The organism is Burkholderia sp. BCC0397, from assembly GCF_902832865.1.
GTDB lineage: Bacteria > Pseudomonadota > Gammaproteobacteria > Burkholderiales > Burkholderiaceae > Burkholderia.
Map to the genome: position 1 here is coordinate 101,475 of NZ_CADFDL010000012.1, position 18,426 is coordinate 119,900.

Consider the following 18,426-nt stretch of genomic DNA (forward strand, 5'->3'; position numbering starts at 1 on the left):
ACGACATGCTGAACGATTCCCCCGGGTGGATCGATGCGCGGCTGGCGCTCGTCGGCACGGCGGACGTGCCGCTGTACGTGATCGTCAACGACGAGGCCGCGACGCTGATCGAGGGCGGCCTGAGCGGCATGACGGCGCTCGTGTGGCGGCAGCTTCATGATGTGCTGCGGGACTTCGGCGGCATCCGGCATCTGCGCTACTGGTTCGTCACCCACTCGCACTACGACCATTGCAGCCTGCTGACGACGCTCAAGTCGCGCATGCCGTGGGTCCACGTATCCGGTTCGCCCGACACCTTCGATGCGTTCCAGAGCCCGTCGGCCTGCCGAACCATCCGGCAGCTCGACGCGCACGCATCGCAGTCCTGGGAGCCCCCCGACGATATCGATTTCACCGCGTTGCCCGAGCTGCCGTTCTATCCCGTCAATCCGGGCAAGCGGCTCGACATCGGCGGCGGCATGGAGATCGAGGCGATCGCGCTCCCGGGCCACAGCCGCTGCCAGTTCGGCTACTACTGCCCGCAACTGGACATCGGTTTCGTGTCGGATGCCCTCGGCGAGTTTCACGGCGCCACCACCTGGTTGCCGCTGGTCTTTCAGGACCTGTTCGCGTACCGGCACTCGCTGGACGTCATCGAGCAGCTAGAGGCATCGCGGCTCGCGCTGGGGCACCACGGCATCCTCACGGGCGAGCTCGCCCGATCGGCCGTGCGGCATGCGCGCGCCTGCCTCGACGCGCGCCAGGGCGATGCGCGCGCCGTGCGCGGCCATGCCGCCGCCGCGCACGAGCTGGCCCACGCATGGACGGCGCGTTACGCGGCAAGGAGCGAAAGAGTGGTGCCGCGCGCGCTGCATCTCAACAGCATGGTGCGCATGATCGATCTGTTCCATCGCGCCGAATAGCCACATCGGGATTCCCGCCGCAGCAACGCATGGGCGCCGGCCGGCGCCGGGCCGCTGCTCGCTGTTTTCATTCCTCTTCCGACGACATCATGACCACTGCGACCTTGCCGACCACGCTGAGCGAATTGCTCCAGAACCGGGCCGCCACGCTCGGCGACCAAACCGCCTACGTGTTCCTGAGCGGCCCGCCCGAACAGGAACAGGCCTTGTCGATGACCTTCGCGGAGCTCGACCAACGCGCCCGCCGGGTCGCCGCGCTGCTGCAGCAGAATGCGGTCGACATCGGCGACCGCGTCCTGCTGCTGTGCCGGCCGGGGCTCGACTACGTCAGCGCCTTCATGGGGTGCCTGTACGCGGGCGCCGTCGCGGTGCCCGCGTACCCGCCGCGCAACAGGCAGCATATGGTGCGGATCGCCGGCATCGTCAGGAATGCAGGGGCGAACACGATTCTGTGCTCGCCCGACGACCTCGAACGTTGCACGACCTGGATCGCCGATACCGAAGCATCCGGCAGCACGCTGCTCGACGTCGGGGCCGCCGAAGCGATCGCGTTCCTGCCCGCGCCGGCCAGCGTGCCGCCGTCGCACACCGCCTTTCTGCAATACACGTCGGGGACCACCGGCACGCCCAAGGGCGTGATGGTGTCGCACGGCAACCTGATGCACAACCTCGGAATGCTGCGCGAATGGTTCGGCTACGACGAGCGGAGCACGATGGTCAGCTGGCTGCCGCCGTATCACGACATGGGCCTGATCGGCGTGATCCTGACGTCGCTCTACGGCGGCTTCCGGTGCGTGCTGATGGCCCCGGAACGCTTCATCCAGCATCCGTACCTGTGGTTGCGCGCGATCAGCCAATATCGCGCGGATCTGACGGGAGCGCCGGACTTTGCCTACCGGATGGCCTGCCGGCGCGTCTCCGACGAACAACTGGCGACGCTCGACCTGTCGTGTGTCCGGACCGCCTATAACGGCGCCGAATCCGTGCGCGCCAGCACGTTGTCGGACTTTGCCAAACGCTTCGCCACCGCGGGCTTCGCCGCCGGCAGTTTTCGGCCGTGCTACGGGCTGGCGGAGGGGACCTTGTTCGTCGCCGGTCGCACGGCGCAGCAGCCGATCCGGACGGTGTGCGTCGACCAGGCCGCGCTCCAGCGGCAGTCCGTGGTGATCCGCGGCGAGTTTTCGGGTGTCTCGCCGGCTTCGCTCGATCGCCCGGGCGAACGGGTGCTGGTCAGCGTGGGCCGTCCTGCCGGCGACCAGCGCGTGATCGTGCGCGACCTGCAGACGAACGACGGCTGTGTCGACGGAGCCATCGGCGAAATCTGCGTGGCCGGGCCGAGCGTCGCCGCCGGATACTGGCAACTGGACGAGCAGACGCAATCGACTTTCCGGCACACGCTGGCGGGCGATCCGGACCAGGCGTTCATGCGGACCGGCGATCTCGGCTTCATGCTGGGCGGCGAGCTCTACGTCACCGGCCGGCTCAAGGACATGGTCATCCTCGCCGGCCGCAACTACTACTCGGAAGACATCGAATACGCGCTGATCGTCGGCGTGCCGGAACTGGTGCCGAACGGCTGCGCGGCCTTCATGGACGACCAGGTCGATACGGAGCGCCTGATCGTCGTGGCGGAGGTCGAGCGCACGCAGCGCAAGGGCAATCTCGACGGCTTCATCGACGCGATTCGCAAGGCGATCTGGAATCGCCTCGACATCGGCCCGAGCGCGATCGTGCTGGTGTCGCCCGGCAGCGTGCCGAAAACGTCGAGCGGCAAGGTGCGCCGCAGCACGTGCCGCACACAGTTGCACGACGGCGAGCTGACGATCCTCGCGCAGTGGGACGTCGATGCCGGCGCGCACGCGCCGGAGCCGGCGCGCGGGCTGCCGGATGGCCCGCCACCCGCGCGCCCGGCCGCCGCCGTCGCCGCCGCCCACGAGCCGCCGGCCGGCGCGCACCGGCGGCATGACGACGCCACCGTCGACGCACTGAACGACTGGCTCAGGCACTACGCACGCACGCGGATCGATTCGCGCACGATCGACGAGCGTCGCACCATTCCGCCGCACGTCGTGCTCGATTTCGGGAACCAGGGCCTGCTCGGCATGCCGATCGACCGCTCGTATGGCGGCCTTGGCCTCACGCATCGCGATACGTTGCGCGTGATCGCGCAACTGGGCGCGATCGATTCGACGCTGGCTTTCTTCGTCGGCCTGAACAACACGCTCGGGATCCTGCCGATCATGCAGCATGCGCAGACGCCGTTGCGCGACGAATTGCTGCCGAGCCTCGCGAGCGGCCGGATGCTCGCCGCGTTCGCGATGAGCGAATCGGCCGCGGGCTCCCATCCGCGCGCGATCACCTCCCGCGCGCAGCGCCTCGACACCGGCGACTGGCTGGTCTCCGGAAACAAGCGCTGGAGCGGCTCGTCCGCGTGGGCGGGGATCATCAACGTGTTCGCGAGGCAGGCCGACGGCACCGGAATGGTCGGCCTGGCGGTGCGTCCCGGCACGCCGGGCGTGCGGATCGGCGCCGAGGAGCTGACGATGGGCGTGCGCGGCATGATCCAGAATTCGCTGCACCTGGACCGGGCGCGGATCAGCGATGCTTGCCGGCTCGGCGCCATCGGGCAGGGGATGTCCGTCGCGCAGCAGGCGATGAACATTGCGCGCCTGGGCATCGCGGCCGTCTGCCTGGGTGGCATGAAGCGCTGTGCGCAGCTGATGCATCGCTACGGCGCGCGGCGCCGGATCGGCAGCAGCCTGCTGCTGGACAATCCGCTGAGCCGCCTGCGCCTGGGCGAGCTGCGGCACCGTATCGACGGGCTCGATGCGCTGGTCGAGCACCTGGCCGCCGAGCTGGACCTCGGGGTCGCGCTGCCCGAGGACTGTCTACTGATCTCGAAGATCCTCGGCTCCGAGCTGCTGTCGCAATCGGCCGACGAGATGATGCAGTTCCTCGGCGGCCGCGGCTATATCGAAACCAACCTGGCGCCGCAGATCTTCCGGGACGCGCGCCTGACCCGCATCTTCGAGGGGCCGACCGAAACGCTGCTGGTTCACCTCGGCAGCCGTCTGCTCAACGGCAGCGACGACTTGCTGCGCTACCTGGAAAGCGCGCTCGGCGCCGGCGTGCTGGCCAGGGAACTGCGCGCGCTGGGCGAGCAGCTGTCGCAAGACGGGCTCGCCAACGCGGCGAAACTCGACGGCGCCGCACACGCCGCCGTCTGGGTCAATTACTGGCTCGGCTCGGTCGCGCAATGGGGCTTGCTGCTGGCGGTGATCGAACGCGCGGCCGCGCAGCAGCGCATCGACGACGGCGCGCTGCGCTGGGTGCAGAACCAGTACGAACGCGCGATCGAGGCGGCCCAGCGGCAGGTCGGGTTGCGCTCCGCGCTGTCCACGTCGGCGGAATTGAACGACTGGGCCGAGCGCAACGGGTTCGAGATCGGCCCGATCGACCAGACGGTCCCGGGTGCCAGCCAACCCGTCGATCCGCTGCTGGGCGCCGAGCCCGGCGCGTCGTCGGACCTCGACGCGCCTGACGCGCCCGCTGGCGCGCACGCCCGTTCAGCGGCGGACCCGATCGTGACCGAGCCGGCGAGCCGGACCGATCGCGAGCGGGGCGAGTCCGTCGAACAATGGCTGATCGCGTGGCTGGGCGAGCGCCTCAAGCAGCGCAAGCTGCGGTTGACGCGCGAGACGACGTTCGCCGAGATCGGCCTCGACTCGATCCTCGCCGTCGAAATGACGATGGTCGCCAGTGAAACCTTCTGCGTGACCGTCGATCCGGCGGCGGTCTGGGATTACCCGTCCATCCGCACGCTGGCCGCCCATCTCGCGCCGCGGATGCGCGGCGCCGCGCCGGCGGCGGCCGTTGCGCACGCCGCTTCGGATACCCCCATTGCAGCTCAACCTTTGACCTTGTGAGACCGTCCAACATGCCTACCCGTTTCGACCTGGGTGAATCCCCGACCACGCTGGCCCGCCAGCTCGAGCATTATCTCGACGCGTATCCCGACGAAACGCGCACGTTGCTCGGCCTGCCGGCCGGCACCGCGATCCGCGTCGAGGTGCTCGACGACGCGTTGCCGGTCAAGCTCGAGCAGCACACGCACGCGGCCACGCTGCGCATCGGCCGCCGCGACGCGCAGCGCGTGATGGCCTATACGCGCAGCTGCAACTGGGCGAACGGCATCGTGCTGGTGCCGACGCTGGCGCGCCTGGTGTTCGCCGGCGCATTCCACGGCCTGCGCGCCGGGACGCCGCGTGCGATGCGCGCGTTCGCGATGGACCGCCGGTCCGACCCGACCCGCAACCTGGGGGTGTTGTGGGGCGCCCTCAACCTGTTGAGCCTGGCCGGCTGGCTGACCCTCGATCGCGGCGACGAAGACGCCGAATATGCACTCACGCCGGCCGGCGAATACGTCGTCGCGTGCGTCGAGCGCAGCCGGCCGCTGTTCGAGCAGCTGGCGAACGCCACGTCGGTGCTGCAGCATCTGCACGCGCTGTGTCATCGAAAACGCACGGCGGCCGACGACAGCGTGCTGTATGCGCAGCTCGCGCGAATCTGCGTGGCGGGTTGGCCGGCGCTGCCGGCGCCGGCGAGCGATCTGGAGCGCCAGGTGAACGGGCAACTGCGCACGGCGATGGACGGCCTGCTGCTCGGTCCGACCTGGGTCGCGCTCGACATGCCGGTGTTCGACAAGCAGGCGGATGGCCAGTATTCGCAGACGGCGCCCGGCATCTTCGAGAAACTCGACGAGCAGCCCGGCGGGGTCGCGGTCGGCGCGTGGTCGCATGCGGATCCGGTCGTCCTGCACGCGGCGTGGTCGCTGATGTGCAAGTTCGGCATGGCGGAAATCGATCGGGAAAAGGTGCGCCTCACCGAGGCGGGCCGGATTCACCGGCCGATCGCCGCCCCTTACGCGGGGTTGCCCGCGTCCTACCTGCGTTCGTACGCGCTGCTCGACGAGCTCCTGTTCGGCAATCCCGACCCGCTCGACATCGACAGCGACGGCCACATCGATCGCGTGATGAACGTGTATGCGTCGAGCGGCGCCGGGTCGGGGCCGGCGTCGCAGGAAATCACGACGAAGATCCTGCGCAAGCTGTTCGACGAGACGCCGCTGGATCGCCAGCCGGCCGGCATCGCCGACATGGGCTGCGGCGACGGCAGCGCGGTCAGGCGCCTGGCCGAATACGTGATCCGCTCGACGCGGCGCGGCCGGCACCTCGCCGACTATCCGCTGCTCGTGATCGGCGCGGACTACAACGAATCCGCGCGAGGCCGGGCCGCCGCCACCCTGTCCGCGCTGAAGGACATCCCGGGCGTGCAGGTGCGCGTGATCGCCGCCGACATCTCCCAGCCCGACCGCTACGACGAAGCGGTGGCCGAAAGCGGGCTGACCGTGCGGCAGCCGGACGGCAGCGTGCGCCCGGTGCGGCTGAGCGACCTGTTGCACACCTTCATGTTCCTGGTCCACAACCGCCGGCTGAGCATCCGGCGCGAGGACGCGGCCGACGCGATACTCGAGCGCCATCTGCGCACCGTCGACCGGGCCCGCCTGCGCAGGGTCGTCGACCAGTACTATCCGGGCCGCCTGACGGTGTCGGACCAGGCCGACTACCCGATTGCGCTCGACGCGATCAAGCGTGCGTTCAAGGTCGCGTACAGCGATGCGCAAGGGCTCGTGCCCGGCTACGTGGCGGCGGCGGACCTGATCGATTTCCTGACCCGCTGGAAGCGCCATGCGAAGCATGGCTTCCTCATCGTCGAAGGCCATAGCCCGTGGGCGGAAAACCTCTGCGTGAACGCGCCGGGCGGACCGGACGCGTGGTTGCGCACCGAGCAGCTGCCGTCGGTGTTCAACTGGGGCATGCACTTCGTGTCGCGCCAGTTCATGGCGCCGTTCAACGAATTCATGCTTGCGCTGACGCTGGCCGGCCTGCGCCCCGACAGCCCGATCTATGGGCGGATTCATCCGGAAGGGTTCCCGGGGCTGGACCTGCTGAGCGACTATCGCTTCTTCAGCATCGCAAATTACGTGGCCGATATGGGGATCTAGGCACGGTCGCGGCCGGTGTCGCCGATGTCCCGTCATTCGGTGGCAGACGCACGCCGACCCGCGCTCTACGATGGATGCGTCGGCCGGCGTGTGCCGGCCGGCGCACCGACGCGGATCGAACCTTGAGGACATCGTGAACCGGCCCATCCCGAAAACGCTTCATCAGATCTGGTATCAAGGCGAGCATCTGCTGCCGGACAAGTACCGGCGCTACCGCGAATCGTGGCAACGCCATCATCCCGACTGGACGCTGCGCGTGTGGGATGCGCACACGCTGCGCGAACACGTCGCCACGCACCAGCGCTGGTTCCTGCCGCGCTACGATGCGTTCGCGCACGACATCCAGCGCATCGACAGCGCGCGCTATTGCGTGCTCGACACGCTCGGCGGCGTGTATGCCGACATGGATATCGAAAGCCTGCGGCCGGTCGACGCGCTGCTCGACGGCCGCGCACTCGTGCTGTCGGCCACGCGCGGCTTCAACAACGCGCTGATCGGCAGCGCGCCCGGCCATCCGCTGTGGCGCACCGTGCACGACGCGCTGCGCGACGGCGCGAGCGCGCCGCTCGACAACCTGCCGGCGCGCCTGCGCGCGAGCGCGGCGGTGCAGATTGCGGCGACGACGGGGCCGCGCTTCTTCACGATGTGCATCGAACGCAGCGGCGTGGCCGCGTGGCCGACGACGCTGTGCTGCCCCGGCGACGTGTTCGAGCCGGACGCCCCGTCCGCGCAGGCGGCGGCCGACGCGGGCGCGTACACCCGTCACGACATGGATCTGAACTGGCAGCCGCCGCACGTGCGACTGCTGTCACGGCTGACGCGCGCGCTGTTCGCCGCGCAGGCGAAGGTGCGCGGCGCGCTACGCTGACCGCGCGAACGCGGCCGGCGGCACGCCGCCGCCGATTCGCTCAGTAGGTGTGGACCTCGGCCGGGAACGTGACGGTGCGCGACGGATCGCGCTTGAAATCGAACAGCAGCACGACCCGCGTCTTCGTGCCGCGATTCCATGCCTCGTGCTCGGTGGTGTCGTCGAACACGAGACACGATCCGGCGCTCCAGCCGCGTACCTCCGGGCCGACGCGGATCGCGCAGTTCTCGGACGGCTTCAGGCCGATATGGCAGCGCAGCACCTCGTTCGTGTAGCCGTAGTGCGGGCCGATGTAGGTGCCCGGCGCGAGCGACGAGAACCCGGCGTTCACCAGGCCGGGCACGGTTTCGAGCAGGCGCGCCGTCTCCGGGCACAGCAGGCAGTTCTGCTCGACGCGCTGCTCGAGCTTGAACAGCGGAAAGACCGTCCAGTTGCCATCGTAGATGTTCGTCTCGGGCCACTTCATGAAGGCGGCCTGCGCGAGCCCGTCGAGCTCGTGCAGGATGGTTTCCCAGCCCTGCGCGACAGCTTGAAGCGCAGGGAACTGCTCGGGCGGAAAGAACATGGGTGTCGCTCCTCGGCGTTAAAAAATGTGTGAAAGGATCAGCTTGCTTCGTTGTGCGGAGCCGGGCTCAGGCGAGCGGCGTCGAGCGCCGCGTCGATGCGCGTGGCGAGCGCGGCGGCGAGCGGGGCCAGGTGCGCGCCGCGCACCATGCTCAGGTGGTCGCCCGCCGCGCGATGGAGCGAGACGCCCGCCGCCGTGTGCGCCGCCCAGCCGAGATCCGCGCCGGCGCCGGCCGGGTGCGTGCCGCCGTCGCTGACCCAGACGGCGACCGGCACGCAGAGCGGCGCGGGCGCCGGGCGGCTCGCCAGCGCCTTGTCGGCGGCGAGGTTCGCGCGGTACACGTCGACCATCCGCGCGATCCGGCTCGCGGGCACGTCGGGCGGCACGACGCCGCTCGCCTTGAGCCGCGCGGCGAATGCGTCGATCCGCTCGGCGTGCGTGAGCGGCGCGAGCGCGGCCGCGTCGATCCGCAGGTCGCGGCCGAGCGATTCGGCGAGCGCGGTCGTCATGTATTCGAGCAGGCCCGGCTCGTCGGCGGGCAACTGCGCGGCGAAGGCGGCATCGCTCGCGGGCGGTGCGTCGAGCGCGATGACGAGGCACGGGGGCGCGCCGTCGCGTTCGAGCGCACGCGCGACCCACGCGGCGACGCTCGCGCCCCACGAATACCCGACGAGCACGAGCGGCGCATGTGCAGCACCCGCCGCGCCTGCATCGACGAGCGTGCGCGCATGCGCGGCGGCGATGGCTTCGACGTCGGCGAGCGGCGTCGCGTGTTCGTCGAGCCCGGCCGCCTGCAGCCCGAGCACGCGATAGCGCGCGCCGAGCGCGGTCGCGAGCGGCACGAGCGACACGACGAGCCCGGAAATGTCGGGCAGCAGCGCGATCGTCGCGCGGTGCGCATGCGCGTCGCCGCCGAGCGGGATCACCGCGGCGCCGGACGCGACGTCCGCGCGCACGGGCGTCACGATCGACGCGTTCGACGCATTCGCGGCACGATCGACGGCCGCGGCGAGCGCCGCGACGCCCGCGTGCGAAAACAGCGTGGCGAGCGGCAGCGCGACGCCGAAGCGGCGCTCGATCTGCGCGACCAGCTTGACGGCGAGCAGCGAATCGCCGCCGAGCGCGAAGAAATCCGCATGCAGCGAGTCGACCGGGTGGCCGAGCGTGTCCTCCCACAGCGCGCGCAGCGCGGCCTCGGTCGGGCTGCCGGCTTCGTCACGGGCGGCGGCGCGGGCGGGCGCGGGCAGGCGGTCGCGGTCGAGCTTGCCGTTCGCGTTGACGGGCAGCGCGTCGATCGCGAGCACCCGCGCCGGCACGACGGCGGCAGGCAAGTGCGCGGCGAGATGCGCGCGCAGTGTTTCGGTTGCGTCGTGCGTGCCGGTGTCGCCCGTCAGCACCGCGTAGGCGATCAGTTCCTGGCGGTCGTCGTCGTGCGTGACGACGCGCGCGGCCGCCTGCCGGACCCACGGATGCGACGCGAGGCAGGCGTCGATCTCGGTCAGCTCGATGCGGATGCCGCGCAGCTTGATCTGCGCATCGCGCCGGCCGATGAAGTCGAGCGTGCCGTCGCGGCGCCAGCGGACCCGGTCGCCGGTGCGGTACAGCCGTTCACCTTGCGCGAACGGGTCCGGCACGAAGCGCGCGGCGGTGAGCCCGGGGCGGCCGAGGTAGCCGCGCGCGACGCCGGCGCCGCCGATGTAGAGCTCACCTTCGACACCGACGGGCGCGAGTTCGCCGCGCGCATCGAGCACGACGAGCCGGCTGCCCGCGATCGGCGCGCCGATCGGCGCGGCGCCGGCCGGCACGCGGCTCACGAACTGCACGCTGGCCCAGACGGTCGCCTCGGTCGGGCCGTATTCGTTCGCGAGCAGGCACGCGGGGCCGTGCCGGTAGTGGGCGTCGACCACGTTCGCGGTCAGCGTCTCGCCCGCGAGCACGACGACTTCGAGCGGCGCGAGCGCCGCCGGGCACAGGTCCACCGCGAGCTTGTACAGCGACGGCACGCCGAGCCAGCCCGCGACGCGGCCGCGCTCGACCGTGGCCGCGAGCGCACGCGGGTCGCGCGCGCCGTCGGCATCGGGAAGATGCAGCGTGCCGCCGCTCGCGAGCATCCAGAACAGCGTGGCGATCGAGCTGTCGAAGGCGAGCGACGGCACGAGCAGCATGCTCGCCACGCGCGGGTACGCGGCGAGCCGTGCCGCCGTCGACGCGGCGAGGCTGCGATGGCTGATCGCGACGCCCTTCGGCACGCCGGTCGAGCCGGAGGTGAAGAGGGCGTAGGCGAGCGCGTCCGGATGCACGGGCGAATCGAGCGGCGACGCGTCGTGTGCGGCGATGTCGGCTGCGTCGCGATCGACGAGCAGCACCGCGCGGGCCGCATCGGCAAAGCGCGGCGCGAGCGCGGCGCGCGTGATCACGAGCGCGGGCCGCGCCTCGCCGAGGATCGTCGCCGCGCGCGCGGGCGGCTGCTCCGGATCGACCGGCACGTACACGCCGCCCGCGCGCAGGATCGCGACGAGCGCGACGATGGCGTCGATCGAGCGTTCGAGCGCGACGGCGACGACGGTTTCCGCGCCGACGCCCCGCGTACGCAACGCGCGCGCGAGCCGGTTCGCGGCGGCGTCGAGTTCGGCATAGCCGAGCGTGCGATCGGCGGCGACGAGCGCCGGATGGTCGGGCGTGGCGCGCGCGTGGCGCGCGATCGCATCATGCACGAGCGGCGCGTCGAGCCGCGCCGCGCGCCGGTCGCCGAGCGCGAGCAGTTGCGTGCGCGCCGCGTCGTCGAGGCCGTCGAGCCGCGCGAGCGGCGCGTCCGGCACGCGTGCGATATCGGCGTACAGCCGGCGCAGGCGCGCGCCCAGCGCGTCGATCGTGTCGCGGTCGAACAGGTCCGCATCGTATTGCCAGTCGAGCCGTAGTTGCCCGGACGCCGTGTCCTCGTGCGCGAACAGCGTCAGCTCGAACTGCGCGGCCGTCTCGTCGTCGTCGAACGCGTCGATCGCGAGCCCCGGCAGCCGCATCGCATGCTGCGGCGCGCTCTGCAGCACCAGCATCGCCTGGAACAGCGGCGTGCGGTCGAGCGTGCGCGCCTGGCCCGATGCGGCAACGATCGTCTCGAACGGCACGTCCTGCCATTCGAACGCGTCGAGCACGACGTCGCGCAGGCGGGCCAACGCGTCGCGCGCGCTCGGCTCGCCGTGGAAGTCGCAGCGCAGCGGCAGCGTGTTCAGGAAGCAGCCGATCATGCGCTCGGCGTCGCGCGACGGCCGCTGCGCGATCGGGCTGCCGATCACGACTTCGTCCTGGCCCCCGTCGCGCGCGAGGAGCCACGCGTAGCCGGCGAGCAGCACGACGAACAGCGTCGTGTCGGCCTGCCGCGCGAGCGCGCGCAGCGCGGCCGTTTCCGCGGCGTCCAGCGTGAACGACACCTTGCCGCCCGCGTGGCTGCGTTGCGCGCGGCGGGGCCGGTCGGTCGCGAGCGCGAGCGCTTCGGGCGCGCCCGCGAGCCGCTGCCGCCAGCGCGCGAGCGCCTCGTCGAGGCGCGCGCCGGACGCCGCCGCGCGCTGACGCGACGCGTAGTCGGCATAGCCGAACGGCAGCGGGTCGAGCGGCGCGTCGTGCGCATAGCCGTGCGCGAACTCGCGCGCGAACAGTCCAAGCGACCAGCCGTCGCAGACGATGTGATGCATCGCGACGACGAGCAGCGCGTCGTGCGCGCCGAGCGTCAGCAGGCCGACGCGCAGCGGCGGCGCGGCGGCGAGATCGAACGGCTCGCGGGCGAAGCGGCGGGCGGCGTCGCGCACCGCCGCGTCGTCCGCGCCGGCGAGATCGACGATGCGCAGTTCGGGGCGCCAGTCGGCATGCACGCGCTGGCGCGGTGCGTCGCCTTCGAGCGCGAACGTCGTGCGCAGGCTGTCGTGCCGCGCGACGATCGCGTCGATCGCGCGCCGCGCGGCGGCGACGTCGAGCGGCCCGCGCAGGCGCAGCGCGGACGCGATGTGATAAAGCGCGCTGTCGCCGCCCGCGAGGCGGTCGAGGAACCAGAAGCGTTGCTGCGCGAACGACAGCGGTGCGGCGGGACCGGCGGCTGGCGTTGCCGCCTGCGCAGGCGCATGCGCATGCGCAGGCGAGGGCGAGGGCGAGGGCGAGGCGGCGAGCGCGTCGTCGCATCCGCTTGCCGGCAGCGTGCTCGGCTGGTCGGCCGGCGGCTCGCCGCCCGGGGCGGCCAGCCGGTGCGCGGCATCCGGCTCGACCGCATCCGTGGGCGCATCCGCGGCCGCATCCGCGGCCGCATCGATGGCCGCCGCGAGGCCCTGCACGGTCGGATGGTCGAAGATCGTCCGCAGCCGCAGGTCGATCCCATGTTCGTCGCGCAGCCGCGCGGCCACCTGCGTGGCGAGCAGCGAATGGCCGCCGAGCTCGAAGAAGTGGCCGGCGCGGCCGACGCGCGCGATGCCGAGCACGTCCGCATAAACCGATGCGACCACCTGCTCGGTCGCAGTCGCCGGGTCGCGCGTGTCGTCGGCGCTCGGGGCCGCGACGGCCGCCGCCTGCTGCACGGACGGCAGCGCGGCGCGGTCGAGCTTGCCGTTCGTCGTGAGCGGCAGGCGCTCGAGCAGCACCACGGCGGACGGCACCATGTGCGCAGGCAGGCGCTTTTGCAGATGCGCGCGCAACGTGCGCGGCAGGTCGCTGGCCTGGCGGAACGGCACGTTGAAGAAGCGCAGCAGATCGTCGTCGTCGGACAGCGACGCGGCGCGCGTGCCGGGCGCCGCCGATGCGCGGGGTGCGGCCGTGAGCGATCCGACGAACGCGTCGAATGCGCCGTGCGCGTCGTTCGCCGACCAGCGCAGCCGGCACGCCACACCCGTGGCCGCCGCCGCTGCGTCGACGGCCGCCGGATCGACCGCTTCGTCGCGCGCGTTCGCCGCGACGTGCTCGGGCAGCGGCGCGCCATCTTCGTCGGCGTCGAGCCATGCGACGAACGCATTCGCCTGCGCGACGCGGGCATTCGGAATGCGCCGGGCGACGACGCCCGCTTCGGCGCGCCGCGCGTCGTCGCACAGCGCGCGGAGATCGGCGGCAGCCGCCGCCCCGACGTCGCGCGGCGTGGCGCCGGCGCGCGCTTCGCTGCCCGTTTCAACACCCGTCTCGCCGCCCGTCTTCGTGATGATCGCGTCGTAGCGGTACGACGCGAGTTCGTTACTGCTCGCGAAGTGCTTCAGCCGCACGTCGACGTCGGCCACGTCGTCGCGCCGGCTGGCGAGCGCATCGAACAGCACCGGATCGAACAGCAGCTCGGGCTCCTGCTCGACGAGCCGGTTCAATTGCGCGCGCAGCGTGGCACGGTCGCGCGCGCCGTCTGTCCGGCGCAGCAGCTTCGTCGCGTGGAACTGCCGCAGCAGGGGCAGGCTGCGCAGGTCGCCGACGATCAGCCGGCCGCCCGGCGCGAGATGGTCGAGCGCGCGTTCGATCACGCGCAGCGCATACGCGGCGTCGGGAAAGTACTGCGCGACCGAGTTGATGACGATCGTGTCGAAATCGGCATCGAGACCGTCGAGCGCGGCGGCTTCCCGCTCGATCAGCGTCACCGTGCGCAGCCCGCGCCGCTCGACGACGCGGCCGAGCCGCGCGATCGCCTGCGCGGAGAAGTCGAGTCCGACGAAGCGCTCGCACGACGCGGCGAGCGGCAGCAACAGCATGCCGCTGCCGCTGCCGATCTCGAGCACGCGGCGCGGCGGCCGCTCGCGGATGCGCGCGAGCATTTCGTCGCGCCACATCCGCATCTCGTCGCGCGGGATCGGTTCGCCGTCGTAGCTGTCGGTCCAGCCGACGATGTCGAGCAGCTCGTCGTCAGCCGCGTCGGCGCTGTAGATCATGTCGAAGCTGTCGCGCCAGCCGGGCGCGGTGTCGGGCGCTGCGTCCCGCGCGCCGCCGCTGCCGCCGCTGTCGCCGCTGTCGCGCGGCACCGCGTACGCGGCGAGCTGGGCGGCGTCGCCCGCGCCCGTCACGACGATCGCGCAATCGGCCACGGCCGGATGCTCGCGCAGCGCCGCGTCGATGTCGCCGAGCTCGATCCGGAAGCCGCGCAACTTGACCTGCTGGTCCGCGCGGCCGCGGTATTCGAGCCGGCCGTGCGCGTCGAGGCGGCCGAGGTCGCCGCTGCGGTAGAGCCGGTTGCCCGCGGGGTCGACGATGAAGCGCTCGGCCGTCAGCGCGTCGCGGCCGAGATAGCCGCGCGCGACGCCCGCGCCGCCGACCAGGATCTCGCCGACCATGCCGGGCGGCACCGGCTGCAGGTGCGGGTCGACGAGCCGGATCGTCATGTCCGGCAGCGGCTCGCCGATCAGGCTGCCGTTGCGGCCGCGCACGTCGGCGAGCGTGATGCGCCGGTAGGTGACGTGCACGGTCGTCTCGGTGATGCCGTACATGTTGACGAGCACCGGCGCGTCGTCGCCGTGGCGGTCGATCCAGCCGCGCAGGCTCGACAGCTCCAGCGCCTCGCCGCCGAAGATCACGTGGCGCAGCGCGAGCTCGGCCTCGCGGCCGTTGCGCTCCTCCTCGGCGATCAGCTGACGGAACGCCGACGGCGTCTGGTTCAGCACGGTCACGCGCGTGTCGCACAGCAGGTCGTAGAACGCGTCGGCCGTGCGGCGCACCGCCTCGGGCACGATCACGAGCTCGCCGCCGTGCACGAGCGCGCCCCAGATTTCCCACACCGAGAAGTCGAACGCGCTCGAATGGAACAGCGTCCACACGTCGGTCTCGTCGAAACCGAACAGCGGCGCCGTGGACGTGAAGAGCCGCGCGAGGTTGCCGGCCGTCACGCACACGCCCTTCGGGCGGCCCGTCGAGCCCGACGTGAAGATCACGTACGCAAGCGCGTCGGGGTCGGGCGCGGGAAGCGGGCCCGGCGCGACGGGCGGCGCGCTCGCGACGACGTCGTCGTCGTCGATCGACCACACCGCCGGGTTCACGTGCGCGGCGGCGGGCAGGGTCGCCGCGAGCGAGCGCTCGGTGAGCACGACAGCGGGCCGAGCGTCTTCCAGCAGCGTCAGCACGCGCGCTTCAGGATAGCCGGGATCGAGCGGCACGTACGCGGCGCCCGCGCGCAGCACGGCGAGCATCGCGACGATCGTGTCGAAGCCGGGCCGGAACCACAGGCCCACGCGCGCGCCGGGGCCGAAGCCGGCGTCGACGAGCCGGTGCGCGAGTACATCGGCGCGGGCGTCGAGCATGCCGTAATCGAGCGTCGCGTCGCCGAAGCGCAGCGCAACCGCGTCGGGCCGGGCGAGCGCGTGGGCGCGCACGCGTTCGCAGACGGGCTCGAAGCGTGCGTCGGCGTAGGCGGCGCGCGGCACGTCGTCGGCCGCCGGCTCGCTCGACAGCGCGAGCCTCGACACCGGCAGATCGGGCATGCGCGCCGCGTGTTCGAGCAGCGTGCCGAACTGCGCGGCCAGCCGCTCGACCGACGCGCGCTCGAACAGGTCCGCGTCGAACGACAACGCGAGCGCGAGCCCGTCGCCGTCGCGTGCGAAGAACAGTTCGAGATCGAAGCGCGACGCTTCCTGCGCGACGATCGGCTCGACCGTCAGGCCGCCGAGCGCGAAGGTCGCGTCGGGCGCCTGGTCGAGCATGGTGACGGCGACCTGGAACAGCGGATTGCGGCCCGCTTCGCGCGGCACGCGCAGCTCATCGACGAGCTTGTCGTACGGCAGCGCCGCGTGGCTCAGCGCGTCGCGGATCACGGCCGTCTGCCGGCGCGTCAGCTCGCGCAGGCCCGGATCGCCGGACAGGTCGCCGCGCAGCACGACCATGTTCGCGAAGAAGCCGACCAGCGCCTGCGTCTCGATGCGATCGCGCCCGGACACCGACGTGCCGATCACGACGTCGTCCTGTCTCGCATGGCGCGCGAGCAGCGCCATCAGGCCCGCGACGAGCACGGCGAACAGCGTCGTGCGCTCGTCGCGCGCGATGCGCTCGAGCGCCGCCACGGTATCGGCGGGAATCGCGGCCGACAGCAGCCGCTCGGCCGGCGCCGCGTGGCGCCGTTTGGTGGGGCGGACGCCGCGCGTGCCGTCGAGCGGCAGCTCCAGCGGTGTTGCGCCCGCGAGTTGGGTGCGCCAGTACGCGCGCTCGCGGGCCCAGTCCTCGCCGCCCGCGCGCTGCCACGCGGCGAAGTCGCCATAGGTGATGGCGAGCGGCGGCAGCGCGTGCGGGCGGCCCGCGCGCCGCGCATCGTACAGCCCGATCAGCTCGCGCAGCAGGATGCTCATCGACGTCGCGTCGCCGAACAGGTGATCGAGATGCATCAGCACCGCATGCTCGTGCGATGACAGCCGCACGATGCGCAGCCGGAACGGGCGTCCGGCCGCGAGATCGAACGGCGTCGCGAACAGCGCGCGCGCCGCTTCGACGAGCGTCGCGTGCCGCGCGGCGTCGGCGCGGCTGGTCCAGTCCTCGACCGCGACGTCGGCGCTGCCGGGCGCGCACACGTGCTGCTCGGGCACGCCGTCGCGCACGCGGATCGCGGTGCGCAACGCGTCGTGGCGGCGCACCAGTTCGTTCACGCAGTCGACGAACAGCGCCTCGTCGAGCGTGCCGCGCAGCCGGAACGCGCTGCCGATCGTGTAGCCGCCGCCGCTTTCGTTCAGTGCGTGCAGGAACCACAGGCGCTGCTGCGCGAACGACAGCGGCGCGGCCGCGCCGGGCGGCCTGCGCGGGATCGCGCGGTCGGGGGCGAGCGCGGCGACGTCGTCGCCCGCGAGGGATTTCAGCAGCGCTAGATCGAGATCGAAGTCGAGATCAAGATCGGTTTCGTGGTTCATCAGAATTTGCTCCGAGAAACCCCGCCATTGATGGCGGGAAGGAAAGGAGTGCTGTTGACAGGCAGCTTCTTCCACGGGTTAGGATCACCGGCATGATCCTTGTCTATCGCTACCGGGTGAAATCGCTCAACGGACTGCTTAACAAGCAGAGCCGCGCGGTGAACTACGTCTGGAACTTCTGCAACGACACGCAGAAGCACGCGCTCAAGTGGAGCAAGAAGTGGCCGACGGGTTTCGACCTGAACGTGCTCACGACCGGCAGCAGCAAGGAACTCGGTATTCACTCCGGCACGGTCAACGCAACGTGCGAGCAATACGCGAAGTCGCGCAGTCAGCACCGTCGGCCCTACCTGCGCTATCGCGGCAGGAAGTCGCTCGGCTGGGTGCCGCTGAAGGGGCGCGACCTGAAGCGCGAGGGCGACGCGTTCCGTTTCGCCGGCAACACGTTTCGCGTGTTCAACAGCCGACCGCTTCCCGAAGGCAAGATCAAGGACGGAACCAACTTTGCGCAAGATGCACGCGGCAACTGGTTTCTCAACATCGTGATCGAGATGCCCGATGTGCAGGCCCGCCCGATCCGTTCCGGCGTCGGTATCGATCTCGGCCTGAAAGACTTCGCCACACTTTCGACCGGAGAAAAACTGCCTAACGACCGGTTCGGTCGATGCGCGGCGGAAAAGCTGGCGAAAGCGCAACGGGCGCGAAAGCACAAACGGCATATCGCGAAGCTGCACGCCAAGGTGGCGAACGCCCGTGCCGATTTCCAGCATAAGCTCGCGCTCGATCTGGTGCGGCGTTTCGATTACATCGCGGTTGGCAACGTGTCGGCCGCAAAACTCGCCAGAACCAGAATGGCGAAGAGCGTCTACGACACATCCTGGTCGTCCTTCCGAAACACGCTCCGCTACAAAGCGATGGCGCACGGAGTCACGTTCGAGGAAGTCGACGAAAGCGGTTCTACCCAGTCCTGTTCGTCGTGCGGATCGAAAGACAGCACGACGCGGCCGAAAGGTATCGCGGGACTGCGAGTAAGAGAGTGGACCTGCAGTGACTGTGGTGTCGAGCATGATCGAGATACCAACGCTGCGTTGAACATTCTCCGATGCGGACGTGCATCGCCAGGTGTGGGAATCCTCCGCCTTTAGGCAGGCGGAGGAGGACGTCAAGGATGCTCCGTCGCTCTGTCAGTTTGGCTGGGT

The 18,426-nt window shown here is 71.0% G+C and carries 7 protein-coding genes; 5 read left to right on the top strand and 2 right to left on the bottom strand.

Features of this window, described 5'->3' with window-relative positions; translation table 11 throughout:
* The first annotated feature begins 5 nt into the window (after positions 1 to 5).
* The 4 genes from HWX03_RS28450 (at position 6) to HWX03_RS28465 (ending at position 7,834) form a co-directional block, all read left to right on the top strand.
* Positions 6 to 902 carry an MBL fold metallo-hydrolase gene (locus HWX03_RS28450; protein WP_175873550.1) on the top strand — a complete coding sequence of 299 codons (897 nt, stop codon included), beginning with the start codon at positions 6 to 8 and terminating at the stop codon, positions 900 to 902.
* Positions 903 to 991: 89 nt separating this feature from the next.
* Entirely contained in the window at positions 992 to 4,828 is a 3,837-nt protein-coding gene (locus HWX03_RS28455; protein WP_175873551.1) for an AMP-binding protein, read from the top strand.
* An 11-nt stretch (positions 4,829 to 4,839) separates the two neighbouring features.
* Positions 4,840 to 6,966 (top strand): class I SAM-dependent methyltransferase, encoded by a 2,127-nt coding sequence (locus HWX03_RS28460; protein ID WP_175873552.1) that lies wholly within the window; start codon positions 4,840 to 4,842, stop codon positions 6,964 to 6,966.
* Between the two features lie 133 nt (positions 6,967 to 7,099).
* Entirely contained in the window at positions 7,100 to 7,834 is a 735-nt protein-coding gene (locus tag HWX03_RS28465; RefSeq protein ID WP_244132802.1) for a glycosyltransferase, read from the top strand.
* Positions 7,835 to 7,874: 40 nt separating this feature from the next.
* Here HWX03_RS28465 and HWX03_RS28470 read toward each other — a convergent pair whose 3' ends face one another.
* Both HWX03_RS28470 and HWX03_RS28475 read right to left on the bottom strand, forming a co-directional pair.
* A complete protein-coding gene (locus HWX03_RS28470; protein ID WP_152860411.1) occupies positions 7,875 to 8,399 on the bottom strand; it encodes an aspartyl/asparaginyl beta-hydroxylase domain-containing protein in 525 nt (174 codons plus the stop codon).
* A gap of 38 nt (positions 8,400 to 8,437) precedes the next feature.
* On the bottom strand, positions 8,438 to 17,227 hold the full coding sequence (locus tag HWX03_RS28475) for a non-ribosomal peptide synthetase (RefSeq protein ID WP_175873553.1): 8,790 nt from the start codon (positions 17,225 to 17,227) through the stop codon (positions 8,438 to 8,440).
* Positions 17,228 to 17,319: 92 nt separating this feature from the next.
* Between HWX03_RS28475 and HWX03_RS28480 the strand changes: the two genes are divergently transcribed.
* Positions 17,320 to 18,372 carry an RNA-guided endonuclease TnpB family protein gene (locus HWX03_RS28480; protein ID WP_175873554.1) on the top strand — a complete coding sequence of 351 codons (1,053 nt, stop codon included), beginning with the start codon at positions 17,320 to 17,322 and terminating at the stop codon, positions 18,370 to 18,372.
* Positions 18,373 to 18,426 lie beyond the last annotated feature (54 nt).

What these genes read in the sequence shown, in the direction of transcription:
- HWX03_RS28460 (WP_175873552.1), top strand. Translation starts at nt 4,840, where the DNA reads ATGCCTACCCGTTTCGACCTGGGTGAATCCCCGACCACGCTGGCCCGC.
- HWX03_RS28475 (WP_175873553.1), bottom strand. Translation starts at nt 17,227, where the DNA reads ATGAACCACGAAACCGATCTTGATCTCGACTTCGATCTCGATCTAGCG.
- HWX03_RS28455 (WP_175873551.1), top strand. Translation starts at nt 992, where the DNA reads ATGACCACTGCGACCTTGCCGACCACGCTGAGCGAATTGCTCCAGAAC.
- HWX03_RS28450 (WP_175873550.1), top strand. Translation starts at nt 6, where the DNA reads ATGCTGAACGATTCCCCCGGGTGGATCGATGCGCGGCTGGCGCTCGTC.
- HWX03_RS28470 (WP_152860411.1), bottom strand. Translation starts at nt 8,399, where the DNA reads ATGTTCTTTCCGCCCGAGCAGTTCCCTGCGCTTCAAGCTGTCGCGCAG.
- HWX03_RS28480 (WP_175873554.1), top strand. Translation starts at nt 17,320, where the DNA reads ATGATCCTTGTCTATCGCTACCGGGTGAAATCGCTCAACGGACTGCTT.